General features: G+C 36.7%; 23 protein-coding genes. 10 read left to right on the top strand and 13 right to left on the bottom strand.

The genetic code is table 11. The features are described from left to right. Window positions 1–204: 204 nt before the first annotated feature. The gene (locus OMO38_RS00715; protein ID WP_264748331.1) at window positions 205–915 is read right to left on the bottom strand and encodes a DUF429 domain-containing protein; all 711 of its coding nucleotides are present in this window, start codon (window positions 913–915) and stop codon (window positions 205–207) included. A gap of 62 nt (window positions 916–977) precedes the next feature. Between OMO38_RS00715 and OMO38_RS00710 the strand changes: the two genes are divergently transcribed. Beyond that, window positions 978–2,486, top strand: coding sequence for a gluconokinase (locus OMO38_RS00710; RefSeq protein WP_264748330.1), 1,509 nt, complete (start codon window positions 978–980; stop codon window positions 2,484–2,486). Window positions 2,487–3,099: 613 nt separating this feature from the next. On the opposite strand, the gene OMO38_RS00705 is transcribed toward OMO38_RS00710, so the two are convergent. Then, window positions 3,100–3,996, bottom strand: coding sequence for a helix-turn-helix domain-containing protein (locus tag OMO38_RS00705; RefSeq protein WP_264748329.1), 897 nt, complete (start codon window positions 3,994–3,996; stop codon window positions 3,100–3,102). A gap of 261 nt (window positions 3,997–4,257) precedes the next feature. Here OMO38_RS00705 and OMO38_RS00700 point away from each other — a divergent pair, with 261 nt between their 5' ends. The 4 genes from OMO38_RS00700 (at window position 4,258) to OMO38_RS00685 (ending at window position 6,768) form a co-directional block, all read left to right on the top strand. Continuing rightward, on the top strand, window positions 4,258–4,515 hold the full coding sequence (locus tag OMO38_RS00700; RefSeq protein WP_264748328.1) for a cyclophilin-like fold protein: 258 nt from the start codon (window positions 4,258–4,260) through the stop codon (window positions 4,513–4,515). A gap of 117 nt (window positions 4,516–4,632) precedes the next feature. Continuing rightward, window positions 4,633–5,121, top strand: a complete 489-nt coding sequence (locus OMO38_RS00695) for a (R)-mandelonitrile lyase (RefSeq protein ID WP_264748327.1) — start codon at window positions 4,633–4,635, stop codon at window positions 5,119–5,121. Between the two features lie 10 nt (window positions 5,122–5,131). Further along, window positions 5,132–6,196 (top strand): carboxymuconolactone decarboxylase family protein, encoded by a 1,065-nt coding sequence (locus OMO38_RS00690; RefSeq protein ID WP_264748326.1) that lies wholly within the window; start codon window positions 5,132–5,134, stop codon window positions 6,194–6,196. A gap of 2 nt (window positions 6,197–6,198) precedes the next feature. Then, on the top strand, window positions 6,199–6,768 hold the full coding sequence (locus tag OMO38_RS00685) for a sugar O-acetyltransferase (RefSeq protein ID WP_264748325.1): 570 nt from the start codon (window positions 6,199–6,201) through the stop codon (window positions 6,766–6,768). Window positions 6,769–7,128: 360 nt separating this feature from the next. Here the strand turns inward: OMO38_RS00685 and OMO38_RS00680 are convergent, their stop codons facing one another. From OMO38_RS00680 to OMO38_RS00665, 4 genes are all read right to left on the bottom strand, one after another. Next, complete coding sequence (locus tag OMO38_RS00680) at window positions 7,129–7,800, bottom strand: hypothetical protein (RefSeq protein ID WP_264748324.1); 672 nt, start codon at window positions 7,798–7,800, stop codon at window positions 7,129–7,131. Window positions 7,801–7,977: 177 nt separating this feature from the next. Continuing rightward, complete coding sequence (locus tag OMO38_RS00675) at window positions 7,978–8,898, bottom strand: helix-turn-helix domain-containing protein (protein ID WP_264748323.1); 921 nt, start codon at window positions 8,896–8,898, stop codon at window positions 7,978–7,980. Window positions 8,899–8,958: 60 nt separating this feature from the next. Further along, the gene (locus OMO38_RS00670; RefSeq protein ID WP_264748322.1) at window positions 8,959–9,789 is read right to left on the bottom strand and encodes an SDR family NAD(P)-dependent oxidoreductase; all 831 of its coding nucleotides are present in this window, start codon (window positions 9,787–9,789) and stop codon (window positions 8,959–8,961) included. A gap of 131 nt (window positions 9,790–9,920) precedes the next feature. Beyond that, on the bottom strand, window positions 9,921–10,307 hold the full coding sequence (locus OMO38_RS00665; protein WP_191734872.1) for a winged helix-turn-helix transcriptional regulator: 387 nt from the start codon (window positions 10,305–10,307) through the stop codon (window positions 9,921–9,923). A gap of 75 nt (window positions 10,308–10,382) precedes the next feature. On the opposite strand from OMO38_RS00665, the gene OMO38_RS00660 reads away from it, so the two are divergent. Next, the gene (locus OMO38_RS00660) at window positions 10,383–11,270 is read left to right on the top strand and encodes an NmrA family NAD(P)-binding protein (RefSeq protein WP_264748321.1); all 888 of its coding nucleotides are present in this window, start codon (window positions 10,383–10,385) and stop codon (window positions 11,268–11,270) included. A 67-nt stretch (window positions 11,271–11,337) separates the two neighbouring features. Here OMO38_RS00660 and OMO38_RS00655 read toward each other — a convergent pair whose 3' ends face one another. From OMO38_RS00655 to OMO38_RS00640, 4 genes are all read right to left on the bottom strand, one after another. Next, complete coding sequence (locus tag OMO38_RS00655) at window positions 11,338–12,015, bottom strand: type 1 glutamine amidotransferase domain-containing protein (RefSeq protein ID WP_264748320.1); 678 nt, start codon at window positions 12,013–12,015, stop codon at window positions 11,338–11,340. A 186-nt stretch (window positions 12,016–12,201) separates the two neighbouring features. After that, entirely contained in the window at window positions 12,202–13,284 is a 1,083-nt protein-coding gene (locus OMO38_RS00650; RefSeq protein ID WP_264748319.1) for an alkene reductase, read from the bottom strand. Between the two features lie 28 nt (window positions 13,285–13,312). Beyond that, the gene (locus OMO38_RS00645) at window positions 13,313–14,206 is read right to left on the bottom strand and encodes an NmrA family NAD(P)-binding protein (protein ID WP_264748318.1); all 894 of its coding nucleotides are present in this window, start codon (window positions 14,204–14,206) and stop codon (window positions 13,313–13,315) included. A 133-nt stretch (window positions 14,207–14,339) separates the two neighbouring features. Then, the gene (locus OMO38_RS00640) at window positions 14,340–15,281 is read right to left on the bottom strand and encodes an NAD(P)-dependent alcohol dehydrogenase (protein WP_264748317.1); all 942 of its coding nucleotides are present in this window, start codon (window positions 15,279–15,281) and stop codon (window positions 14,340–14,342) included. Between the two features lie 393 nt (window positions 15,282–15,674). On the opposite strand from OMO38_RS00640, the gene OMO38_RS00635 reads away from it, so the two are divergent. Then, the gene (locus tag OMO38_RS00635) at window positions 15,675–16,019 is read left to right on the top strand and encodes an EthD domain-containing protein (RefSeq protein ID WP_264748316.1); all 345 of its coding nucleotides are present in this window, start codon (window positions 15,675–15,677) and stop codon (window positions 16,017–16,019) included. Window positions 16,020–16,263: 244 nt separating this feature from the next. After that, window positions 16,264–17,229 (top strand): NADH:flavin oxidoreductase/NADH oxidase, encoded by a 966-nt coding sequence (locus OMO38_RS00630; protein WP_319804169.1) that lies wholly within the window; start codon window positions 16,264–16,266, stop codon window positions 17,227–17,229. Window positions 17,230–17,643: 414 nt separating this feature from the next. On the opposite strand, the gene OMO38_RS00625 is transcribed toward OMO38_RS00630, so the two are convergent. The 3 genes from OMO38_RS00625 to OMO38_RS00615 all read right to left on the bottom strand — a co-directional run bounded on the left by OMO38_RS00625 (window position 17,644) and on the right by OMO38_RS00615 (window position 19,868). Next, window positions 17,644–18,015: a winged helix-turn-helix transcriptional regulator gene (locus OMO38_RS00625; protein ID WP_264748315.1), complete on the bottom strand. Its 372-nt coding sequence runs from the start codon at window positions 18,013–18,015 to the stop codon at window positions 17,644–17,646. Window positions 18,016–18,240: 225 nt separating this feature from the next. Then, a complete protein-coding gene (locus OMO38_RS00620) occupies window positions 18,241–18,963 on the bottom strand; it encodes a helix-turn-helix domain-containing protein (RefSeq protein WP_264748314.1) in 723 nt (240 codons plus the stop codon). A 215-nt stretch (window positions 18,964–19,178) separates the two neighbouring features. Beyond that, window positions 19,179–19,868, bottom strand: coding sequence for a DUF2490 domain-containing protein (locus tag OMO38_RS00615; RefSeq protein WP_264748313.1), 690 nt, complete (start codon window positions 19,866–19,868; stop codon window positions 19,179–19,181). Window positions 19,869–20,250: 382 nt separating this feature from the next. Between OMO38_RS00615 and OMO38_RS00610 the strand changes: the two genes are divergently transcribed. Further along, window positions 20,251–23,043 (top strand): SusC/RagA family TonB-linked outer membrane protein, encoded by a 2,793-nt coding sequence (locus tag OMO38_RS00610; RefSeq protein ID WP_264748312.1) that lies wholly within the window; start codon window positions 20,251–20,253, stop codon window positions 23,041–23,043. A gap of 11 nt (window positions 23,044–23,054) precedes the next feature. Beyond that, window positions 23,055–24,470, top strand: coding sequence for a RagB/SusD family nutrient uptake outer membrane protein (locus OMO38_RS00605; RefSeq protein ID WP_264748311.1), 1,416 nt, complete (start codon window positions 23,055–23,057; stop codon window positions 24,468–24,470). Window positions 24,471–24,505 lie beyond the last annotated feature (35 nt).

The raw sequence follows: 24,505 nt of genomic DNA, 5'->3' as shown, positions 1-24,505 counted from the left end.
CATCTTTAACTTTTAAATAAATTCCTTTGCCAAAACCAAAATACGCTTTTCAAATTCGTGGCTGTAATAAACTTGTTTACATTTGGTATGTAAATTTATACATTCTTTATAAAATTTCTATATCAGTTACTATTAGATTTTGTAATTCCAGATGTTCCATTGCAAAACTTTGTAGTAAACATTCTCAAATGAGCACACTACATTTTATTGATTAAAATAATGTATTTTCATTGGTATTCCCAGACTGTCTAAATTACCGTCCTCAAAAGAACTACCGGAATTTATCATCTCCTCAAGGGTTACTGCGAGGCAGATCGAATCTAAAATGTCATCTGCAGAAACATGTTTTCTTTTAAAATTACTCATTGAATTATTAAAAATGACTTCTGCCCTATCGGAAAAACTCTTCAATACTTGCAATCTTTCCTGCTGGCCCTCAGCGGTCTTTTTATTGTATTCCATAGATTGCTGACTGTTCAAAAAATGAAACGCTACCTCAGGATGCGATTCTTTGATCTTACGTACAAGGCTTCTGTTGTTTTGTAAAAGTTGATCGACTTCCCTGATCTTCTGAACTATACCCCACGATTGTTTGGAAATACCTTTCTTAATTATTTCTCTATTTATCTGATTAGCTTCCTCATATGTTGAAGCATATATTGACTCGCGACACGGCACTGAAAACAGACTCGGTTTTCTTTTTTTAGATAAAATTTTTCGGGCTATCGTTTCGCAATTTCTTTCTTTCAAATCAATATTGGAGAGACCAACTGGCATATCAATCATGAACATACTGCTTTCCGGATAAAAATTGATCAGATCTGCCAAACTTTTGAAAAGGTCTGCAGTATCGCTTTTCATTGACACAGCTACCCAGCCATACTTACAGCCATCAATACCTATTAATTTTTGCATTTTGTCAAAATCTAATGTAATTTAGATCGTAAATATATCACTTAAACTTTTGATTAAAAATTATGATAATAGGATTAGATATTGGTACCTCGTCTACAAAAGCCGTTGCATTTGACCTGAAAGGCAAAGTCTTGGCAATACAAAACATTTCTTATCCTATACTGAATCCTTCTGAAGGACATTACGAACAGGATCCTGAGGTTATTTATAATGCGTGTATTGAGTCGATTGCGCGTGTAATGGACGAATTACACGGCATTGATAAGATGCTGCAGCCTTTGTGTATTTCGGTGAGCAGTGCCATGCACGGACTAATAGCTGTTGACAAATCAGGAAAACCGCTCACGAATTGCATCATTTGGGCTGACCGGAGAAGTGAAGATATAGCTACCGGATTGAAGGCAAAGGAAGATGGTAGAATATTATATCAACAGACAGGAACGCCCATTCATCCCATGTCTCTGCTTTGCAAATTAATATGGATAAAATCGTATGATGAAAAAGTGTTTGCTCGGTCCCATAAATTTATTGGTATTAAGGAATTTCTTTTTTACCGACTCTTTGGCACCTATGTGGTTGATCATTCCATTGCATCGGCTACGGGACTATTTGATATTCATAAGTTAGTGTGGTCTGAATTAGCACTGAATCTCGCAGGAATCTCTGGCGAACAGCTGTCTACACCTGTCCCGATTGACCATGTTTTGGTATTGCAAGACAGAAAAACAGCAGCCTCGATGCGCATCTCAGAAGGTACTTCATTTGTTATTGGAGGTAGCGATGGCTGTCTGGCTAATCTGGGAGTAGGAGCTGTGACACCAGGAGTGGCTTCCGTAACTGTTGGCACCAGCGGAGCTATACGGGTTACCTCTCCGCTGCCAAATCCGGAGCAAGAGCAACGGTTATTCAGCTATCTCTTCAGACCCAATGAATATGTAATTGGAGGAGCAGTCAATAATGGTGGTATTTTGCGAAATTGGTTCCGAAATGCCTTCCTAAGCGAATCGATCAAAAAAATTAAGGATGAGGATTTTACCGAGCATCTAAGCGAAATAATAGATTCAGTCGATCCGGGATCAGAAGGTTTAATTTTTTTGCCGTACTTAACTGGTGAGCGTGCTCCGCACTGGAATTCCAATGCAAAAGGAGTGTATTTTGGAATACAGTTGCAGCACACCTCTGCCCACTTTGCGCGGGCTATGATGGAGGGCATGCTGTTCGCAATCTACAGCGTTGGAATTGCGTTGGAGGAAAACACTGGCCCAATTCAAAAAATCTATGTAAGTGGCGGTTTAGCTCGGTCACAGAATCTGATTCAAATGTTAGCAGATATTTTTAACAAGCCCGTTTTCGTTAAAGATACAGTGGAAAGTTCAGCATGGGGAGCTGCGCTCATAGGTATGGAAGCATTAGGAATTACGCCAAATCAGCCTGCGGAAGATCACACAACTGCAGATATAACAGACAGCACTGAACAATTTTATGAGCCGAGTAAAGAAAATCATGCAGTGTATTTAAAAAATTTCACAAAATTTCAGAGACTTTATGATAAGCTGGAAGACGAGTTTTAATTATATATCCATCACTATGACTATTAAGAATCTTCCTCCATTGGGCATATAATTTCGCACTTAAAGGAATAAAAAACTGTTTATTTAATTGTGAGTAAGCTCAAATATGAGGCTACTTAATATCTTACACACGACAGAATCGTGCGGTAGAAAGGGTTTGAAGATGAAACGACAACCAATAAGGATTACGTATTATTTCCCCTTTTTTATTTAAATGTTTTCCCTTTGCAAAGCCATTTGAACTGTAAAGTAGTGTCTTTTTTATGAATGGCAAACATCTAAACTACCCTTCCTTTTTATTATAGTATCTCCCAGCTCAACATTATTAGAATTTAGCATCTAATTATTATATACCATAATATTAAATTTTTCACCAGTTATAGGTTTGGAACCATTAATCTTTATCAATGTTAAATCTATATTTGATTCTTCAATAATTAAATTATAATCGTCCGGATAAAAAGCTAACTTCACCTCATTACAATCTGTTTTAGTACAAGAGTACATTATAAATAAGGTTGTTAAACATAGTGTTATTTTCATTTTTTGAGACTATTATTAATATTGCACAATTCGTCTCTAGAACAATTATTGATGCTGAAATAATCAATACTCAATTTAAACTCCTATATTCATTAGGTGTTATACCTGTTTTTTGTTTAAATAATCGGGTAAAGTGTTGTTGGTACTTAAATCCTAAATCAGCTGCAATTTCACTTAGGGTTTTCGAATGGTCAAAAATCTTATTTTTTGCTTCGTCGATTAATTTGTTTTGAATGTAATCTAACGCTGTATTTCCCGTTTCCTTTTTAATAAGATCACCAAAATAATTCGGGGAAAGAAATAATTCTGCTGCGCAGTAAGCCACAGTTGGCAAACCAAGTGTTAATGTTTTCTCAGACTTGAAGTAATCATCAAGAAGGCTTTCAAAACGTATTAGAATATCCCTATTCACATTAGTTCTTGTGATGAACTGACGGTCGTAATACCGCATGCAATAATTAAGAAACAACTCGATATTTGAAACGATCAGGGTTTTGCTGTGCTTGTCGATGTTAAGGTCCATTTCTTCGCTTATCTTTTCCAGACATTCCACAATGGTCTTGCGTTCCTTTTTTGAAAGATGAAGGGCCTCACTGACTTCGTAAGAGAAAAAATTATAGTCTTTAATAGTTTTACCAAGTTGTGACCCTTTTATAAGATCAGGATGAAAAACAAGACCGTAACCTGATGGTTTTATAGCGACACCTTTGCTGTCTATTCCGTAAACCTGACCAGGAGAAACAAAAACTAATGTTCCGTCTTCGTAATCATACGGTTGGCAACCGTAGGTCATATCACCGCATTTTATGTTTTTCAGAAAAACTGCATACAACCCAATCTGCCTTCTAAAATGCTGTATAGTGGGTACTTCATTAAAATTGACAACACTCACCAAAGGGTGCAATGTATCTACACCTGCGTAGTCATTATACTGCTTTACCGTATCAATTCGTTCTACCTGATCCATATCGTAATTATTTACATTACAAAAGTAATCATCCTTTTGGCTTCAAAAATCGATTTCACTCAAAATATGTAAAAGTGGTAAATAAAACAGTATTTTGTATAAACTTCTACTTACTGATAATCGCGAGATTTGTACTGTAGTTATAGAAGCATAATAATTTATAAAATTTCTGTATTGATCTGTCCTTGTTTTCATGCTACATTGAAGCTTTTCTGTAGACCGGAACTATTTAAACGATCATTTTACCGAAAAAAAAATTCTATGAAATTAAGAATAAGCATAGGTGAGAAAACAGTATTTCCAGGATTGAACGATCAACATGAAACTAGAGATTTTGCAGCTGAAATTACGCTGATCTTGAAACTGGAAGATTACGGCACAACTGAGAAAATAAGTATGCTGAATCACGAGCTGGCTTCAGAAAATGTACCAAATGGATTTAGCCAGCCAAAGGTGAACTTACTTATTATTAACTTTAGGAGAATTTGGCTTTATTCTATAAAGATTACAATAATCTAACATATTGACTTCATTAACAGAATTATCTCATGATTATTTATTTTCAAGTCAGTGGCATAAAGCAACTTAAAATGTGAATTAATCCAATAATAAAATCTAATGATAAAATCATTGAACATGATTATTGCAGTAGTGCTGGCAGGAACTTCATCTGCTATAAACTCTTGCAGTAACAATAAAAATCAAGAAAAAATGACAACAGAAAACACCACAGCGCTCTTTCCGCAGGGAGAAAAAATCAATAATGGATACTTTACAGGAAACGCTTATCTACAAACCCTTTTGGCCAAAGATAAAAACAATGAATTTGTTTTAGGCAGTGTTACTTTTGAACCTGGAGCCAGAACAAATTGGCATACTCATCCAAAAGGTCAGGTTTTGATTGTTACAGAAGGAAAAGGTCTGTATCAGGAAAAAGGTAAAAAATCAAAAATCATCAAAAAAGGAGACGTGATCAATATACCTGAAAATGTAGTGCATTGGCACGGAGCAACTTTTAAAACAAAAATGGTGCATATTGCTATTACCAATTATGAAGGCGAAACTAACGCTACATGGCTTAATCCTGTAACGGATGAAGAATTCAAATCTGCAAATCAAGACTAAATAATCACCAATGAGCAAAAGTAAATTTCTAAAAGCAATCGTATTACTCATACTTACCATGAATATCCCGACAATGAACGCACAACAGAACGAAAAAACAGAAGCCAACCTTTCAGCACCGCAAAAAAGTCTGGTGATTATTTCATCATTGACAGCAACGGGAAATTTAGATAAGTTAAGTAATGAATTGAACAAAGGTTTGGATTCAGGATTGACCATTAATGAAATCAAGGAAGCATTGGTTCAGTTATATGCATATTGTGGTTTTCCCAGAAGCCTAAATGCGGTCAATACTTTTAAAACAATTGTAGATGAAAGAAAACTTAAGGGAATAAAAGATCAGGAAGGCGAAAAAATAAAAGTGGAAAATAATCCTGTAAATAAATATGAGCAAGGTAGAAAAGTTTTGGAACAATTGACGAAAATACCACAATCAAAACCTGCACCGGGTTTTGGTGAGTTTGCTCCTCGTATTGATGTTTTTTTAAAGGAACATCTGTTTGCAGATATTTTTGTGAGTAATGTATTGACCTACCAGCAAAGAGAGCTTGTGACTATTGCGGCTCTTGCTTCGATACCGGGAGTTGAAAGTCAATTAAAATCACATATCAATATGGGTAAGAATACCGGGATAACCGACAATCAGCTTGAGCAGTTATCAATGTTAATTGAATCCAATGTCAGTACCAGTCAGGCAAATACGGTTAGAGAAATCATTAAAATACCATTACTGCCGGCTACGAAATCTGATATGATGGTACGGATTTCTGAAATTGAAATATTACCTGAGTATCTGGATGAATACAATTCCATTTTAAAAGAGGAAGCATCTGCATCAGTGAAGAAAGAGCCGGGAGTTTTGGCTATTTTTCCGATGTCACAAAAAGAAACTCCAACTCAGGTAAAGATCATTGAGATCTATGATGGCCAGGCGGCGTATCAAGCTCATTTGCAGACACCTCATTTTCAACATTACAAAGCGACTACTTTAAAAATGGTAAAAACCTTAAAACTGATAGATATGAATAGTCTGGACCCTGATACGATGACCGAAATCTTTAAAAAATTAAAATAGCAATGTCATTACCCAACATATTTGAAAGATTAAAGGCAGGGGAAACAATTTCAGCCGATGATCCGCAAGCACACAAAATAAGACAGGCATCATTCGCCACGAAAAAACTAACCACCCAGATGAATAATTCTTCTGATCCATTGGAAATAAGGGAACTTCTTAGTCAGATAACAGGCAGTGAGATAGATGAAAGCACGACACTGTTCCCCCCATTGCACATAAATTATGGTAAAAATACAAGGATCGGTAAAAATGTATTTATCAATTTCGACTGTGTGTTTCTGGATCTCGGAGGAATCACAATAGAAGACAATGTTTTTATTGCTCCCAAAGTCAGTATTCTCTCAGAAGGTCATCCCATCAATCCGGAAGAAAGGCACTCACTTATTCCCCAGGCAGTACATGTTAAAAAAAATGCATGGATTGGAGCCAATGTAAGCATCCTTCCGGGCGTTACTATCGGAGAAAATTCAGTGGTGGCAGCAGGTGCAGTCGTTTCAAAAAATGTTCCGGATAATACGGTAGTCGGCGGAATTCCAGCAAAGATTATAAAAGAAATCAGATCAAAATAGAGAAGATAATTAACAGCCACACTAAAAGGAGAAATTTATTCTACAAACGCTGTTACAAGTGGAGATATTCTGCTCGCAAGTCCTTTGTTTCTCACAAAAAATAATTCCAAAAGGATTAAAATAATCATATTTTGAAAGAAAATACGCATATATTTAGCAATGTGATTAAATAAAAGTGCGCAGATATATTAATCGTTTTTTTGAAAATTAGTCAAACGTTTCTGGGCTCCTATGCCACATGCGCAACAATAGATCAGTTATTTAAGTAATTCCTTGCTAATCGATTTTATGTACCTCTGGTTAAGACTCCCTTGTCAATCAACATACAAGATTAACTGTTTTTTAAATTAAAAAAACAATTTATATTTTTCCTGTCTCTTTTTGTGTAAGATTAATATAATTAAACATACAAAATGTCGCTACTGCCCCAAACGTATGCCACAAAAAATGGGTTCCAAAGCTAAACCATTCCCATTGATCTGCAACACGAAATGTCAATGCCAGAGCAAATGACAGAACAGCAAAACCTACCCATTTTCCAGCTTTCCACTTTGTATAAATAAGACATCTTACTACTGAGAAAATTACAAATGAAGCCATCATCGCATAATTGATATTGATAAACAAACCAATGTTATCTATCAATATCCAATTTCTCAAAGCAAACATAAGAAGTAGATAACTGAAAATCATCAAAACAGCGTAATGCCATTTTGTACTCTTTGCAATAAAGTAAAATCCGGCAGACAGACACAGCAGCATGATAGGCAACCAATCCATTACGATAAACACTGGCCACTGTCTGAATGAATGATATATAGTTCCGCCAATTGCACCTATATATAACAGGATTAAACAGTAAGTTAAAAATGGATATCTTTTGAAATTCCCTTTCATTTTACTGCTCCAAAAAATTGCTAAGACTAAAAAAAATACAGCAGTAATTGCATTTAATGGCTCGGGGAAAAATCGAGTCATATCTGTTTCAGTATACAACATGCCTCCGTCAGGAGGTATTCTGTTTATCGGCATAATCTAAAATTATTAAAGATTTCTATACTTTAATGATCACTTCCACTTCATCCAGATTCTTAGGAAAAAACCGAATAAGTTATTTCGTTGTCCTCCATTGATAAGGCGTTCATTTTGTCTTAAGATCAGATACAAATATATTGTTTATCGGCATCATATTATAAACTTGCTCCAAGATCAATTAAAAGACTTTCTGAATTCTAAAGGAGAAATTGAAGTTTTAGTCTTGAACAGATTACTGAAGGATTGGGAATGCTCAAATCCTAAGGCATATGCTACCTCTCCTACAGAAAGATTTGTTGTGGAAAGGATCTGTTTTGCCTCAACGATCAGTCTGTCGTGTATATGCTGCTGAGTACTCTGCCCTGTGAGGGAACGCAGCATATCGGTCAGATAACTTGCCGACAGATTGAGTTGGTCTGCAAAGTATGAGACAGATGGCAATCCGAGTTCTGCAGATAGATCATCTTTAAAATACGCATCCAGTAAAGTCTCGAATTTTTCAAGAAGATTGCTACCTAATGCCTTTCGCGTAATGAATTGCCTTTTATAAAAACGATTGGCATAGTTAAATAATAATTCAAGCTGAGAGATGATCACATCATGGCTGAAATCATCGATCCTCGCATTCAATTCATTTTCTATAAAATTAAAGAGGGAAAGAACAGTATTTTTTTCTTCTTCTGAGAGATGCAAAGTCTCTTTGATAGAATAGGAAAAGAAACCAAACTTTTTGATCTTTTTAGCCAATGGATAACCCAAAAAAAAGTCGGGATGGATAAACAAAGAAAACTGAGAACAGGCAGAATCTTCTGACCCTTTGCCTCCCATAATTTGACCCGGTGCCGCAAATAAAAGTCCGCCCTGATCAAAGTCGTAGTAATCCTGACCATATTCTATCTTTCCGCTTAATTTTGGTTTATATGATATCTTATAAAAACCTAAAACATGACGACGGTGCAGCTTATCATCTGGCATAAAACTGTGAGCCTCGTTGATCAGGCTGATCAGCGGATGCTTAGGTTCCGGCAGATCAAAAAAGAGATGTGCTTCGGTGAGTGATCTGAATTTTTTAGGTGTCTGTTCGTCTTTTTTCATAATTCTTTATTAAAGATAATAAAAACCGACTATAAAAATAATCGGTTTTACATAAAATTATTAGTTGCCTTGAGCTGATCTCGAAACTTCATCCCAAGATTCCCATAAGGCGATCCGTTCTGCATAGATCCCTTTTATCAATGGCAGGTTATGACTGCCCATATGAAAACGCAATGGCGGGTTTTCAGAATCTACAACTTTGAAAAGCGCCTGTGCTGTTGCATTAGGATCTCCCTGCTCAAACGTTGAAAGGCTTTTAATAAATTCTGCTTTTAGATCTGTGTAAGCTTCAATATTCCCTGAGAATTTTAATGATTCCTGACTGCCGAATTCTGTGGCATAGGCACCCGGTTCTATAATGGTGACTTTAATCCCAAACTGCTTCACTTCTTCTGATAAACTTTCGTGAATGGCTTCAAATGCCCATTTAGAAGAACTGTAATATCCAAGGACGGGCAAAGTGAAGTGTCCAATGTTGCTTGAAGTTCCTAAGATATGACCAAAACCCTGTTCTCTCAAAATGGGTAATGCTGCCTGAATAACACTTACCGGACCGATGATATTGGTCTCGTACAGGGCACGTATCTCATCCGCAGTTGCTTCCTCAATAGTGCCGACCAGTGAATATCCTGCATTGTTGAGAACAATATCCAGTTTTCCGAAATGTTCGTGGGCTTTCTTAACAGCTTCTTTGACCTCATCAGGATTTGTGACATCCAGCTCCAGGGTCAATACCTGATCGCCATAGTTTTCTTTAAAATCTGAAATGCTTTCCAACTTTCTTGCTGTAGCAACCACCTGATCACCCCGTTTCAATGCAGCTTCTGTCCATACACGTCCGAAACCTCGGGAAGATCCCGTAATAAACCATACTCTATTTTGCTGTGTCATAATATTTTATTTAATTTTTACACGACAAAATTAGAAAGACGGTCATTCATATTTGTAGGCGAACCGCAGATGTTTGTAGGCTAATGGCAGAACATTCGGTTAAACAGAAATTTTCATTTTAATCACTGCCTTTAATTTTTATCTGAATGAAATGATCTGATGACTTCCTGCCGATTCGACAATCCAAATTCTATCAAGGTATTCAGCACTGTCCAAATTTCCTGAGCATGGGTAGTTAAGACATAATAAGTGATATCCTTGGTAGGCGTGTATTCGACTTTCTTTTGAATCAGCTGGTGTGCTTCTAACGTCGCCAATTCAGAAGTAAGCACTTTAGGGGAAATTCCTTCTGAAACCTCAAAAAAATCCTTAAATCTCAACTTTTGATGATAATGCAGATTCAGTAAGATACAAAAACGCCATTTCCCGCTCAGGAGATCCAAAGTATCCCGTAATGCTAAAAATCTCTGTTTTAAAATCTGTTCATTATCTATACAGGGTTTTATCTTCTTTTCCATTATACTTTCCTAAAGGTTAGTCAACACAAATATACCAAACATGGAAGGTAAATTTGCTCAAAATAAATTTTTACAATGAAAAGAATATTAGTAACAGGTGCCACCGGAAATCAAGGAAGTGCCACAGTGTATGAACTGTTAAAAAATGATTTTGAAGTGTTTGCGCTGACGAGAGATCCACAATCTCAGGAAGCTTTGAAATTAAAAAGTGCAGGAGCTGTTTTAATTAAGGGTGACTTGGAAAACACTGACGTTTTGAAAGAGGTGTTTCAAAAAATTGACGGACTGTTTTTAGTCCTTCCCGGTGTATGGGTTTCGAGCAAAGAAACAGATGAACAGGAAGCTGATTTAGGGATCCAAACCATTAAACTGGCGGAGGAAAAAGGAGTTAAATTTATATTGTATTCTTCGGTTATGGCTTCTGACAAGCAGGACAGATTTCGCCCAAGATTCAAGTTTACCATTGAAAAATATTTACTGCAAAGTGCATTGCAAGGTGCTGTCATAAGACCAGCCTCATTTATGGAAAATCTTCTTTTACCAAGTTTTGGATTAGGTGACAACAAGTTCATTAACCCTTTACCTAAAGAAACAGCCATATCATGGATCACGACAAAAGATATCGGAACATTTGCGCGCATCATATTTCAGAATTACAAAGATTTCAATGGTAAAACAATTGACTTTGGTGGTGAACTTTTCGCCCCAAAACAGGTTCTTAAACTGCTGGAAAGAAAACTGGATCAGCCACTCGAATTTGTTCAGGTTCCGTTAGAAATACTTTATCAACAAAGTGAAACATTTGCCAATTTAGTTGAGATGGTAGCAACAGAAGGATATGATCCAATCGATACTGAACTTATCTCATCCTGGCTACCCAAATTGACAAGCTTTGAAGAATGGTTGGATGATACAGGGATTAAGAAGATCAGAGAATTACAGTCTTCAAATGACAATAACTAAGAATTTATACTTTGAAAAAAAAAGCGGCTTTGCCGCTTTTTCTATAACTTAATAAGTTGAATATTTTCTAGATAAGTTTTAGCAGTTCCTCCGCCACTTTTTCAGAAGAGGCAGGATTTTGTCCTGTAATCAGTTTTTCGTCAACTACTGCATAAGGATTCCAGTCTTCACTTTTACTGTATACACCGCCATTCTTTTTTAACACATCCTCGACCAGGAACGGAACAACATCAGTTAGTTGAACAGCATCTTCCTCAGTATTGGTGAATCCTGTAACATTCTTACCTTTTACCAAATATTCACCATCTATTTTCACATCTTTCAAAACTCCGGGTGCATGGCAAACAAATGCCACCGGTTTATTATTGGAATAAAAATTAATAATCAGTTGCTGTGAAACTTTATCTTCAGCCAAATCCCACAAAGGGCCGTGCCCTCCAGGGTAGAATATACCATCGTAATCCTCACTGCTTACTTCCGATAATTTGTGAGTGTTTTTTAATTTTTCTTTTAGTAACCCATCATTATCCATTCTTCTTGTAGCATCAGTCTGAGATGAAGGATCTTCACTTTTCGGGTCAATGGGAGGCTGACCACCCTTCGGAGATGCCAATGTGATCTCAACTCCATTATCAGCCAATGCATAGTAAGGCGCCGCCAATTCTTCTGTCCAAAATCCTGTCTTTAAACCAGTATTTCCTAACTTATCGTGACTTGTAAGCACGAATAAAACTTTTTTGCTCATTTTATATCTATTTAATTTATTACTACAAAGTTGGAATTTATATTTGTCTTGAGCACAGGATCTAAGTCACTATTTTTATGTGATCTAGATCACTTTTTTTTGATACGCAGAAAAAAGAATAATTATTTAATGTGTCTAAATGTTCCTTTATTCTGGAAAACGCTAAGCCAAACAGCCGTTAATATGTTATTTCGTTAGAAATGGATAATCAATATATCCCTCTTTTCCACCTCCGAACATGGTCGCACGGTCAGGCTCATTCAACGCAGCATTATTTTCAAAACGCTCGGGCAGATCCGGATTGGCAAGGAACAAAGTTCCAAAGGAGATCAATTTTGCAATACCTTTTTCCAGTTCCGCTTCTCCTGAGATTTTGTCGTAACCCGCATTGGCAATTACCGTTTGCTTAATTTTTTGCCCGAACATATCTATTTCATCACCAGTGGGATAATGGTCTGGAGAAGGAAAATATGGGCTGCGTTTCATCAATTCCACATAATTGAAGTCCAGTTGGTTCAGTTCAGAAATTAAATAAGTATAGGTTTCCTCCGGATCATTCAAGATCATATCTCCATACGGGTGAAGGGGTGAGAGCTTGATACCTACTCTTTCTCCTCCGACAGCATTGATCAATTCCTGCATCACCTCAATCACAAAGCGGGATTTGTTCTCGAAACTTCCTCCATATTCGTCAGTTCGTTGGTTGGAACTTTCCGCCAAAAACTGATTGGGCAAATATCCATTCGCAGCATGGAGTTCAACGCCATCAAAGCCTGCTTCTATCGCATTTTTAGCGGCCTGTCCAAAATCTTTGATGGTCTGTTTGATCTCCTGCACGGTGATTTCCTGCGGCGTTTCATATTCTTTCATCCCCTGTGATGTGAAATGTTGCATTCCGGTAATGGGCAGAGCTGAAGGTGCCAATGGCAATTTCCCACTTCTGTCAACAGAATGACCTGCACGTCCGGTATGCCAGAGTTGCGCAATGATTGATCCACCTTTTTCGTGCACAGCGGCTGTAACCTTCTTCCAGGATTCAATTTGTTCCTGTGTAAATATTCCGGGAGTAAGAGGACTGCCTGTTGCCTCTTCACTAATTCTGATGGCTTCAGTAAAGATCAGACCTGCACCTACTCTTTGCGTATAGTATTCTACGGTCATTTCGCCAACGAGTCCATTGATATCTGCACGGCTTCTGGTCATTGCAGACATCGCCATTTTATTTTTTAAGGTTAAATTTCCTAACCGTGTTGGTTCCAGTAATTTCATTTTGATAGTCTTTTATGTATGTTTATAATTAATTGTTGTATGCTGGGAGGTAGATATTATTGACAAATTCTTCGGCAGTGGTGTTTGTAGTTGCTGAATCGTCTCTTTGTTGGTAATTCATAAATCCCTGTTTAATGGCGACTGCCATCCCTAAAAGATTATCTACAAAATCTTCCGAGAATCCATTTCCTAAAAATATCTGTTTTGCCTGCTCCACAGGTATTTGGACGTAAGGCAGTCCAGGATTGCCAATGCCCTTACCGATGACCGTCGTAAATTCACGGTAGGTATAGTCTCTTGGTCCCATTACCGGACGAACACTTTTTCCTGTAAAATCTAGGTTAGCCAGATGTGCTGCGATAACTTTTGCTACATCCTTTGTTGCTACCATCGGTATGGCATGATCACCATCTGCAGCAGTTCCATTGATACCTTTTCCTTTCACTAAAGCAATTGTTCTTAAGAAGTTTTCCATAAAATAAGCCGAACGGATGTGTACTACATTTACATCTTTCAACTGATTTAACCTTACTTCCTGCTCACCGGTTCCGGCCATCATTCCATTGCCTTCGTGCATATGAGAGCCCAAACTACTCATATTCACAATATGTTTTATGCCTGATCTTTCAATCGCTTCAATAAAATTTCCGGTGATCTGTCTTTGGTAGGTTCTTGTATTTTCAGCTTTCGTATTGTCCGGAAGTATGAGAAATGCGCCGTCTGCATTTTTGAAGCTTTCGGTTAGTATTACTACATTATTTACATCACCTTCAATTATTTCTGCTCCCCTATTCTTAAGAAGCTGTAACTTCTCAGGATTTCTGGTGATCAATTTTACAAGATATCCTTCATTGATCAGAATTTCTGCCACTTTACTACCTACTGTTCCGGTAGCGCCAATGATTACAATTTGCTTTTTCATAAGTCTTTATTTTAATATTATTTGTTGTTATTAACAGTACAAAGATGCTTCAAGTTAAAACTGAAAACTTGTATCAAATCACTGTTTTATTGTTTAAAAGTATTAATGAAGATTACCGCTGTAAATCCCGCCGTTAAGAATTGATCTCTACAACAACTTTTCCGATAAAGCCGCCCTTTTCTGCGTATTGATAAGCTTCCTGCGTTTGCTCAAACTGAAATATTTTGTTTATTTCAATCTGTAATCCTTGATTAACCTCAGACACCAATTTCTCTGAGTATTTTGTAGAAGGACCGGCTAAAACAATGATGTGTTTTTTACCTGTAAATAGATTTTTGAAGATCGAAGTTGGAATTTCAATGGGCCGCGGTGTTGGATTCAGAAATTTCGACCGAGGCTTCATGATTTTTCTTGCAGCAGTGTAACCCATCTTTCCAGATAGATCAATGACAATATCATAAAGAATGTTTTGAGAAAATACATTTTCTTTTGAGTAATCAATTACTTTTCGAGCGCCCCACTTTTTTGCAAATTCTGTCCCTTTTGTACTGGTGACCGCAGTAACTTTAGCTCCTTTCTGTCGTAATAACTGAAGTAAAAACATTCCAAATCCACCGGTTGCACCATTGATCAAAATCTCTGTATCTTCATCGATATTACCCATTTTTTCCAGAGCTGTCAGGGCAGCCGTACCTACAACAGGAATAGATGCAGCTTGAGGAAAACTAATTTGCGTGGGTTTTTTCCACACCAAAGAAGCAGGAACAGCGATATATTCTGACGACGCACCATCTTTCATCATATTTTTTACTACTCCAAAAACCTGATCACCCTTTTTGAAACCGGAGTTTCCTGCATCTTCTATAATACCTGAGAAATCAGCTCCCGTTTTTTTGGGGAATGAGGAACCTGACATCAGTTTCATTTCACCTTTTCTAATTTTCCAATCCATTGGATTAATGGAAAAAGCATTTATTTTTACTAACACCTGATTAGATTTAATCGTTGGTTTGGATTGTTCAGCAGATTGTAATACAGTTGTATTTCCGAATTTTTGATAAACTATTGCTTTCATACTAATTGTTTGTTTTAAAATTATAGTACAAATTTGCGAACAAGCCAGATGGGAAACTTGTATCAAATCACTGTTGTTATAGAATAAGGTGTTTTTTGAGATTTATAATCATAATAAAGGCATCAGCAAAATACTGACAACTCTCTATGTTTTAGACTAAAATTAAAAAACCTGGAGAAAGCGTGTAGAGAAGCATTGAGACCGGTATTTTAAACACCAGATAGAACCAACTTTCTCTTTTAATTTAATGCCTTTCAACACATAAATCGGGTTTCAGTTTTAATGGGATTTCTTCTTATCAATAAACGTAAAATGGCAGCGCACAAATTTGTGCGTGATTGACTTGATGTACCTAATAAAGTAGTTTTGTACCAACTTATAAATAAAGAAATAATGATCAAATTTACGTTTCTGGTACAGAAGCTACCACACATGAGCCTTGAAGAATTTATAGACTATCACAAAAACAAACACGCTCCTTTATTCTGCTCCATCCCCGAGACAGAACTCTATGTTAGAAAGTATGTAGTTAATCATCCGATAATCGCTGAAGGTTTCCCCAAGCCTTTATACGATGCTGTGGTTGAAATCTCATTTGACTCTTTTGAAGATTTCAATGCATTTTTCTCGTCAGAAAACTATCTAACAATCGTTCATCCAGATGAACCCAATTTTTTTGATACTGAAAACTATATTGCAATGGCAAACAACGAAACAATCGTTAAACCCGGCAAATAAGTAATAATCTTATAAGTAACGCACATTTAAGTCACCCGCTTAGATGTGCGCTGCTGATTTACAGCATCACGAACTTTCTTATTGCAGACTGGCTAAATAAAGCTGTTTCGTTATAAGTAGAGAGTTGTTAACTGATAACCAAGCATTTTTACTTAAATAATATAAAATAGTCTGCTACTTACATCAGTGAACTACTTCACAATTTAAGTTTTTAAAATAAGTATAGTGATTATACAACAATTAAATGAAAGAAAAACCTCAACCAAAATTATTTACTCCTTTTAAGTTGAAAAGCGTAGTGTTACGTAATAGAATTGCCGTGCCGCCTATGTGTCAGTATGTGTCAGAAGAGGGTATGCCAAATGACTGGCACATTACCCACTACGCCCAGTTTGCCCGGGGTGGTGCCGGACTGGTCATCGTAGAAGCTACTGCTGTATCTCCGGAAGGACGGATTACACCAGGATGCTTGGGAATTTGGAATGATATACAGATGGAAAAACATAAAGATATAGCCCTGGCTATTAAAAAAGCAGGAGCATCTCCCGGGATACAGATCGCTCACGCCGGAAGGAAAGGAAATTCAAATATACCTTGGGAAGGCAATGATCATATCCCCAAAGGTCATGCAAAAAGTTGGGAAATTATTGCACCTTCAGCTATTCCTTTTGGGAGAGCTTTATCCAAAGTTCCAAGAGAAATGTCAATAAAAGATATACAACGCGTTACAGAAGATTTTGTAAGTGCTGCGAAACGTTCACTGGAAGCAGGATATGAGTGGCTTGAACTACATTTTGCACATGGATATTTGGCTCAAAGTTTTTTTTCTTCCCATACCAATAAGCGTACGGATGAATATGGTGTTGATGCAAAAGGGCGTAGCCGGTTTCTATTAGAAATTCTCAAGGCCGTTCGTGAAGTTTGGCCTGATCACTTGCCATTAACGGCAAGGTTTGGTGTGCTAGAATTTGACGGCAATGATGAGCAGACTATGATAGAAGCAATTGAACTGGTCAAAGAATTTAAAATCATAGGATTAGACCTTCTGAATGTGAGTTTAGGATTTACTATCGCAGAAACAGATATTCCCTGGGGGCCGGCCTTCATGGCACCAACAGCTGAACGTATCCGCAATGAAACCGGACTGCCTGTAGCTTCTGCCTGGGGATTTGGCGAGCCGGATCTAGCTGAAAATGCCATTCAGAAATGAAGAACTTGATATAGTAATGATTGGCAAGGCGCATTTAGCCAATCCACATTGGACCTTCTACGCTGCATCAAAGTTAGGTCTGGATAAACCTTCATGGGTACTGCCCGTTTCCTATGCTTATTGGTTAGAGAAATATAAAGTTTAGGAATTGATAATAGGAGTTGTTCGGCAATACACTTTCAAATAATTGCTAATTTTTAAATTGACAGATCATAATCTGGAGTAATCATTTGTACTAATTAGAATTCAAACGGGATGAATTGCGGTATTCTGCCCGTTTGATGCCTTGCACAAAATACTTATAAAAATAAAGACAGCTCTGCAATAAAATCACATGCATGAACCTGCGATTAAACGGGTTGGGCGTAGATGTAGACAGAGCGATTTTAAAAATAAATTAAATCTAACATTTGATTAGACTACATGCTCAAATTTTGGGTCGTTTTTCATTGCTTTTTCAATGACCGACTGATTTTCCTGTCCCCATCTTTCGATTTCATAAATAAGTGGTAATAGATTTTCTCCAAGAGACGTAAGTTTGTATTCCACTTTACTGAGCTTGCCATCATAAATTTTTTTAGTGATAAAACCATGCAGCACCAGTTCCTCCAATTGTCTGTTCATCACACGTCTATCTGCTTTTGGAATCACTCTTTGTAACTCACTGGGGCGCAAAAATCCCTCAGAAATATAATGGATGAGCATCAGTTTCCACTTTCCGTTTAGAATTTCTTTAAAATAGTGCAGTCCACAATATAAGCTTACGGGTATTTTTTTTTGATACATATGACATCCATATTTATGTATAGCAAATTTACCCTTTTAAATCGACCGCTTAAAAGATCTGCTTAAAAAAGTGCGCCTCTTTATATTAAATTCACATTTTTAGTAACCAGATCATATAGATCTTTATCATGATGATATTGTTAACCCTTACATGAATCACTCACAGAGCTGATGTAGGTGTTAAAGGTCATAGTCAGAAAAAATCTCCATTTAAAATTTTAATTGCTAGAATACCTTGATCAGGTCGCTGTTGAATTTTAAAGCTTTGGGGGGCATTCCAAACATTTCATACATATACTTATTCCATTGCGGAAGATCATAGAAACCGGTATCGTATGCAATATCAGTGAGGCTTCTTTCTTTTTCTGAGAGCGCAATGTAGATTGCTTTGCGCATCCTTGTCCACAAAAGATACTTAGACAAACTGCTTCCAGTTTGCTTTTTAAAAAGCGAGGCCAGACGTGATGGTGAAAGGAAAACAATATCTTCAAAGGTCTTTGGCGTAATATCAGATTTGAAATAATTTTCAGCAATATACTCTACGATCTTCGTAACACGTTCGTCATAATTGTTAGGAGGCAGATCAGAAACCAAGCCATCAATGAGAACATTGATATCCACGCTATCTTTTGGAGTTTTGAAAAACTTACTGGTTTCCGATGGTTGATCAAAGACGATATACTCTTCATTTTCCTTAAATCTGCTTGCCAATTCCAAACCGATATTTGAATAGGGCTCAATGTTTAGAATATTCAATGTTCCATTTTCTGCTACGCAGAAATGAGAAATGTGTGGCTTTATCAAAAAGCCGTGAATGCCCTCAAATAAAGTTCCGTCAATAGTAGAGTTGAAAGGAGTGTCATTCGAAGTCACAATCTGGTATGCTGAATGGCGATGAATTTCCACAGTAAGATTACGGGCCTGAAGAGCGAGGATAAATGGATTCATTGAATTCTTTAACTATGGTAAAAATACAAAAATAAGACTGGACTTATGTTAAGATTAGAACAAGATTGACCTTCATGGCTTATAATCATGAACCTCACAAAGCAGAAGCAAACAATAGTATATAAACTAAGATATGCAGTGAGATTTCACTAATTGTTAATAATGCTTTTAAAATAACAGATTTTGGAATCAGATATTTAAAATTGCTTAATCCACTACAGGTTAAGAGTTAATGATATTCGATACACGTTTTCCAGCTCTCGCTCAATGGGTCCCTGATTTGAAATCAGTCCGTAATCAAAAGTTGTTTCTATTTTTTTATTAAACCTGTAGCCGATCGATACATAAGGTCGGTTCTGATCAAAAAAATGTCCATTAACATTTTCTTTTTTATACAGGTTCAAAAATATTTCATTCTGAATACCAATAAAGAATCCCTCAGAGAAGTCTATGTTGGCTATCAATGGATATTGGACACTGAGAAAGGCTCGGCCCCTAATTGAAAATTTAGTATCATCTTCAGTTAGAAAGCGTTGTTCAACCCGTGTTCTAAAGCTCCACTCCATCTTATCCCATTTGAAATCATGTTGATACTGCTCATAGATACGATTCTCAAAAGTATATTCTTTTCCATTTTCCTCTTCTATCCAGTCGCCCTTGTATGCATATCCTAAAGCAAAAAAGTTCTTTGGATTAATCTTATAGGCAACTGCCCCTCTCAGCAGGATTGCAGATGTATTTTTTATTGGATTGTTACTTCTGACTTGAGCATCAAAAAGAAAATCAAATTTCTTAGATATTTCCTGGGTATACGTCAGAAATACCCAACTCTGACTGGATTGACCGTATACATAATATTGACAGAACGCAAATATCATTATTGCCGAAAATAATCTTTTCTTCATTTTTTATGGGTATCAATTTTATCCTTTATTCGTCAGGATAATTTAAACCTGATGATTATTATCTGTGCACTATTGCATTAGCATGTCTATCAAAAGAACATTGACAATCAGTTTGCAAACTTATGCAAATGGATCTTAATAAATTATGTTTATAGCATAATCTTAAAATCATAAATTCATCTTTAAATCTAATAGGTCATTTATTTAAAGCTGCAACAAACCTTTCTCTATAATTGATATACGTTATTTAAACTTATCATTTAAGCCCTATTGATTCATAAAGAAACATTTTGTTTTGATTATAATTTACTATACTTTTGCGCTTTAATTTTATTAATTCTAAATAAACGCGAAATACTTTAAAGTATCAGCTGTAATTGTAATGAAAAGGATTATTGCCAGCGCCGTAGTTGTATGCGGTTTGTCAGTTACGAAAGCTCAATTGTCAACCTCGAAAAATATTGATACATTAAAAACCAAAAATATTGATGAAGTTATCATTACCTCTTCTTATGGAACTCAAAAACTCAAAGAGGAAGTAGTAGGCTCGATTGTAACGATAAATTCTCAGGATATTATCACAAGTCAGCCTTATGAAAGTATTGATAAGATGATTATCGGTTTAACTCCGGGGGTACAGATTGTCAGCAATACAGAACTGGGAAAGCCTGTCAGTATTAATATCCGCGGTCTCGGAAGTATGATTCCTATTAATGGTCTTCCAGGAACATCAACACAGCCTCTCATTGTTGTGGACGGTGTTATTATGAGAGAAGATATGCCTTTTAATGAAGCGTATTTTGATGGTGGTTCCACTGCGGAGATTAACCTTAACCCTTTGGCAAGATTCAATTCAGATAATATTGAAAGCATCAACATTCTTAAAGATGCCGCAGCAGTAGCGTTGTATGGAGCAGAATCTGCAAATGGCGTCATTCTGATCACCACCAAGAAAGGAAGAAAAGGAAAGCCTGTCTATACATTCAGTACCCAATACGGAGTATCTGAAAGTATCAACAAAATAAAATATTTAAACGGTCAGCAGTACGCCCAACTCCGTAACGAATATAATAAAAACAATAGTGCCAACGGAAACGGATCTTATATCTGGGACGGAACTGATGTTGACTGGTTTGAATTGATGAACGGAAATGGAGATTTTTTCAGAACCAATTTTACAACGAGTGGCGGTGGAAAATATTTCACCTACCGTGTGGGGATTGATTATTCAAAAAATAATGAATCTAAAATATTAAACTCACTGGAGAAGAAAGGAATTGATGCTACGCTGGGATTTAATTATAGAAAACTTAAAGTCAATCTGTACGCAGCATATAACAATTTCTTAAAGCAACAGCCAAATACTTATTTCAATCTTATTTTATCACCCACCAGTCCTGTTTACGATCAAGATGGTAATTATGCACTGTCCGGGAGTGTTGGTATTCCCAATCCGTTGGCAGCAGCCAATCAAAACATCAGCAGTGTCGACAATAATTCGCTACTTTCGAGTATTAATGTGAGTTATGATTTGGCGAAAGGTTTAAAGGTAAGCAGTTTATTTGGTGTTGATATTTCAAAAAAAGACAATATAGACTGGAAATCTGGACTTAATCAAAGTGGTATTACAAGCAATAATTATGGTAGAAGCCGTCTTTTTATCTCCGACGGATTCCGGTGGAACTGGAGCGGACACCTGTCTTACGAGAAAAACTTTGGTAATAGACACCATTCAGATATTCTCATAGGAAGTGAATTGAGACAAAATAAAGATTCAAAAGAAGCTCTTGTAGGAAGCAATTTTATCGACTATGCAGTGTATCAAAACCCTCAGTTGGGTAAAAACTACACCTATAAAACGCTGACTCAGGAAAGCAGTGGCAGAAGTTTTTTCAGCCAGCTAAACTATGATTACAGCAAGAAATATTTCTTAACCGCAAGTTTGCGAAGAGATGAAAGTTCTACTTTCGGTCCCGACACCAATGCGTCACTGAATGGTGCAATAGGTGCATCTTGGGTACTTTCTAATGAAAATTTTCTGCAACAAAATGAACTCATCAGCTTTTTGAGATTACGGGCTTCATGGGGAATGACAGGAAATTCAAGAATTGGAAGTTACCGGTCAGCCGGCTTATACAGCGTATCTCAAAACGGTTTTATTTATGATTACGATTATGCTTATCCGCAAACTTCATCACCTCAAAACAGAATGTTATCCTGGGAAAAAAATGAAAAATGGAATTTAGGATTGGATTTCAGTTTATTTAAAAAAATTGACTTTACAGTAGAAGTTTTCCGTAACAATCTTTCTGATGTCATTGTCTCAAGAACTGTTCCTTTAGAAAGCGGTTATGGCTCAGCAGAAATCAATGGTGCTGATATGTACAACAAAGGACTTGAAATTTCGATGCGTGGAAATTGGCTCAGCAGAAAAAACTTCAGATGGAATACTACTTTCAATATTTCAAGTGTACAGAATAAAGTCACCGATTTATTTGGACTGCAGGATGAGTTTTCAACGGCAGCAAACGCCCGAGCACAGAAAATTGGAGCTTCTACTTCGGCAATATGGGGATATCACTGGATCGGTATTAATTCTTCAAATGGTCAGGACCAGTATTTAGTTAATGGAGAGATAAAAGACGCTAATCAGTTTACTCAGGATGACACCACCTACTCTATTATCGGAAATTCACAGCCTGATTTAACCGGTGGCCTAAGCAATTCGATCAGCTACAGAAAATTTACTTTCTCATTTCTCATAAATTTTGAAATTGGTGGAGATGTGATGGTGGAAGATGAAATTATTGATCAGCACAGAATTTTAAGCAACCGAAATATGAGTGTAAATGCTTTAGATTATTGGACGGGAGCTGGAGATACCAACGCAGTCAACCATATCCCAAAAAGCAATAACAGGATTATTCCCAACAGTACCAAATTTATCTATGACAATACCCATGTCAAACTACAGAATATCAATATCAGCTATCAGCTGCCACTTCAACAGATAAAAAACAGTTTCATTAAAAACGCGAGCATTTTTGTTGACTGTACAAATGCTCTGTATTGGTATAAAGAAAAATCTCCCGCAGGCAGAAACGGTATCAGAGAATTCAGGTATCTATATCCTGAAATGAGAACAGCAAGCTTCGGTTTTAAAGCAAATTTTTAATGATCAGTATTATGAAAAGATTAATTTTTAGCATCATCTCTATTGTCTCTCTTGCTTCTTGCAGCGATTTTCTTTACAGCGAGCCAGTAGAAAGTGTTTCTATTACAGAACAACTGGGTTCTAAGCAGGGAATGCTTGAATCTCTAAACGGCGCCTATTACCAATTGAGATCCATTTACTTCACAGAAGCAGCTCTTACGTATGGTGATTTGCTGTCAGGAAATCTGAAATTTTCACCTTCAGCATCATCCGGAAACATTTCAATTGATGCTACTGTCAGCAATGTGTATCAATTTGATGATCAAAAAATGGACAGTGATTTATCGCTTTTCTATTCTGATATGTATGGGATGATCAATAATGTCAACCTCATTCTGCAGTACGCAGATCAATTGCCGGATGCAACAGTCGCGGAAATCAGCGAGATCAAAGCGGAAGCACTGGCTTTAAGAGCATTTGCTCATTTTCATCTTTATAAATATTATGCTCAAAACTACACCTATACGGCAGATGCTTCACATTTAGGTATTGTATACAACACAAAACCACTGACAATAGGTGAAGACTACCCTTCCAGAGGGACGGCTGCCAGTAATTTCACTTTGCTTGAAAATGATATTCAAACCTCGATTTCTCTCTTTCAGGCAACGCCGGCCATTCCAGTAGGGCAAAAGAAAAACTTCATGAATATTGATGCTGCTAAAATGCTTGCCGCAGAAATAGCGTTATGGAAAAACGATTGGCAAAAGGCCTACGAATATAGCAACGCTATGATTACGGATACATCCACTATACTTACTCCTTCAACTAACGTGGCAACTGATTGGGCACTATCTGAATCTATTTTTGAAATTGCCAATACCAACAATAATGATTTTCCTGCCGCTACCATTTATAACTTTATGAGCGCAGCAAACAAATCAAATTATGTCGCCACAGATGATGTGTACAGTCTGTATTCTACAAATGACTTAAGAAAATCACTATTTGAATCACAAAATTTAAAAACGACGACCTCTGCCGGATCTCCTAATTTACCTTATCATTTTACTAAAAAATATAAGATGAAAACCGGAAGTTTAATTTACCGTTTAGGTCTCGCCTACTTCATTCGTGCTGAGGCGGGTTTAAGACTGGGAAATTCTTCACAGGCACTGAATGACATTAATACAATAAGAAACAGAGCGGGACTGACTAATCTAACATCAATAAACCTGGATCTTTTGTTGGAGGAAAAAAGAAAAGAGTTTGTGTTTGAAAACCAATACTTTTTTGATCTAATGAGAAATCATAAAAATGTTGTCAGAAATAACGGATGTCTCTCAAATAACTGCAGCCCCACCTATCCCAACAACAAATTTGTATTACCCATCCCCCACGCTTCTATTACCATCAACTCGGCGATGCAGCAAAATCCAGGATATTAGAAGTCACTACACTTGATAAAAACCCCTGTCAAATC

The organism is Chryseobacterium kimseyorum, from assembly GCF_025971945.1.
Taxonomy (GTDB): Bacteria; Bacteroidota; Bacteroidia; order Flavobacteriales; family Weeksellaceae; genus Chryseobacterium; species Chryseobacterium kimseyorum.
The sequence above is the reverse complement of the archived record's forward strand: the minus strand, read 5'-3'. Positions and strand labels throughout refer to the sequence as shown.

Bases quoted from the DNA above. Each gene is read 5' to 3' on its own strand.
- OMO38_RS00715 (WP_264748331.1), bottom strand. From the start codon at position 915: ATGCAAAAATTAATAGGTATTGATGGCTGTAAGTATGGCTGGGTAGCT.
- OMO38_RS00710 (WP_264748330.1), top strand. From the start codon at position 978: ATGATAATAGGATTAGATATTGGTACCTCGTCTACAAAAGCCGTTGCA.
- OMO38_RS00705 (WP_264748329.1), bottom strand. From the start codon at position 3,996: ATGGATCAGGTAGAACGAATTGATACGGTAAAGCAGTATAATGACTAC.
- OMO38_RS00700 (WP_264748328.1), top strand. From the start codon at position 4,258: ATGAAATTAAGAATAAGCATAGGTGAGAAAACAGTATTTCCAGGATTG.
- OMO38_RS00695 (WP_264748327.1), top strand. From the start codon at position 4,633: ATGATTATTGCAGTAGTGCTGGCAGGAACTTCATCTGCTATAAACTCT.
- OMO38_RS00690 (WP_264748326.1), top strand. From the start codon at position 5,132: ATGAGCAAAAGTAAATTTCTAAAAGCAATCGTATTACTCATACTTACC.
- OMO38_RS00685 (WP_264748325.1), top strand. From the start codon at position 6,199: ATGTCATTACCCAACATATTTGAAAGATTAAAGGCAGGGGAAACAATT.
- OMO38_RS00680 (WP_264748324.1), bottom strand. From the start codon at position 7,800: ATGCCGATAAACAGAATACCTCCTGACGGAGGCATGTTGTATACTGAA.
- OMO38_RS00675 (WP_264748323.1), bottom strand. From the start codon at position 8,898: ATGAAAAAAGACGAACAGACACCTAAAAAATTCAGATCACTCACCGAA.
- OMO38_RS00670 (WP_264748322.1), bottom strand. From the start codon at position 9,789: ATGACACAGCAAAATAGAGTATGGTTTATTACGGGATCTTCCCGAGGT.
- OMO38_RS00665 (WP_191734872.1), bottom strand. From the start codon at position 10,307: ATGGAAAAGAAGATAAAACCCTGTATAGATAATGAACAGATTTTAAAA.
- OMO38_RS00660 (WP_264748321.1), top strand. From the start codon at position 10,383: ATGAAAAGAATATTAGTAACAGGTGCCACCGGAAATCAAGGAAGTGCC.
- OMO38_RS00655 (WP_264748320.1), bottom strand. From the start codon at position 12,015: ATGAGCAAAAAAGTTTTATTCGTGCTTACAAGTCACGATAAGTTAGGA.
- OMO38_RS00650 (WP_264748319.1), bottom strand. From the start codon at position 13,284: ATGAAATTACTGGAACCAACACGGTTAGGAAATTTAACCTTAAAAAAT.
- OMO38_RS00645 (WP_264748318.1), bottom strand. From the start codon at position 14,206: ATGAAAAAGCAAATTGTAATCATTGGCGCTACCGGAACAGTAGGTAGT.
- OMO38_RS00640 (WP_264748317.1), bottom strand. From the start codon at position 15,281: ATGAAAGCAATAGTTTATCAAAAATTCGGAAATACAACTGTATTACAA.
- OMO38_RS00635 (WP_264748316.1), top strand. From the start codon at position 15,675: ATGATCAAATTTACGTTTCTGGTACAGAAGCTACCACACATGAGCCTT.
- OMO38_RS00630 (WP_319804169.1), top strand. From the start codon at position 16,264: ATGAAAGAAAAACCTCAACCAAAATTATTTACTCCTTTTAAGTTGAAA.
- OMO38_RS00625 (WP_264748315.1), bottom strand. From the start codon at position 18,015: ATGTATCAAAAAAAAATACCCGTAAGCTTATATTGTGGACTGCACTAT.
- OMO38_RS00620 (WP_264748314.1), bottom strand. From the start codon at position 18,963: ATGAATCCATTTATCCTCGCTCTTCAGGCCCGTAATCTTACTGTGGAA.
- OMO38_RS00615 (WP_264748313.1), bottom strand. From the start codon at position 19,868: ATGAAGAAAAGATTATTTTCGGCAATAATGATATTTGCGTTCTGTCAA.
- OMO38_RS00610 (WP_264748312.1), top strand. From the start codon at position 20,251: ATGAAAAGGATTATTGCCAGCGCCGTAGTTGTATGCGGTTTGTCAGTT.
- OMO38_RS00605 (WP_264748311.1), top strand. From the start codon at position 23,055: ATGAAAAGATTAATTTTTAGCATCATCTCTATTGTCTCTCTTGCTTCT.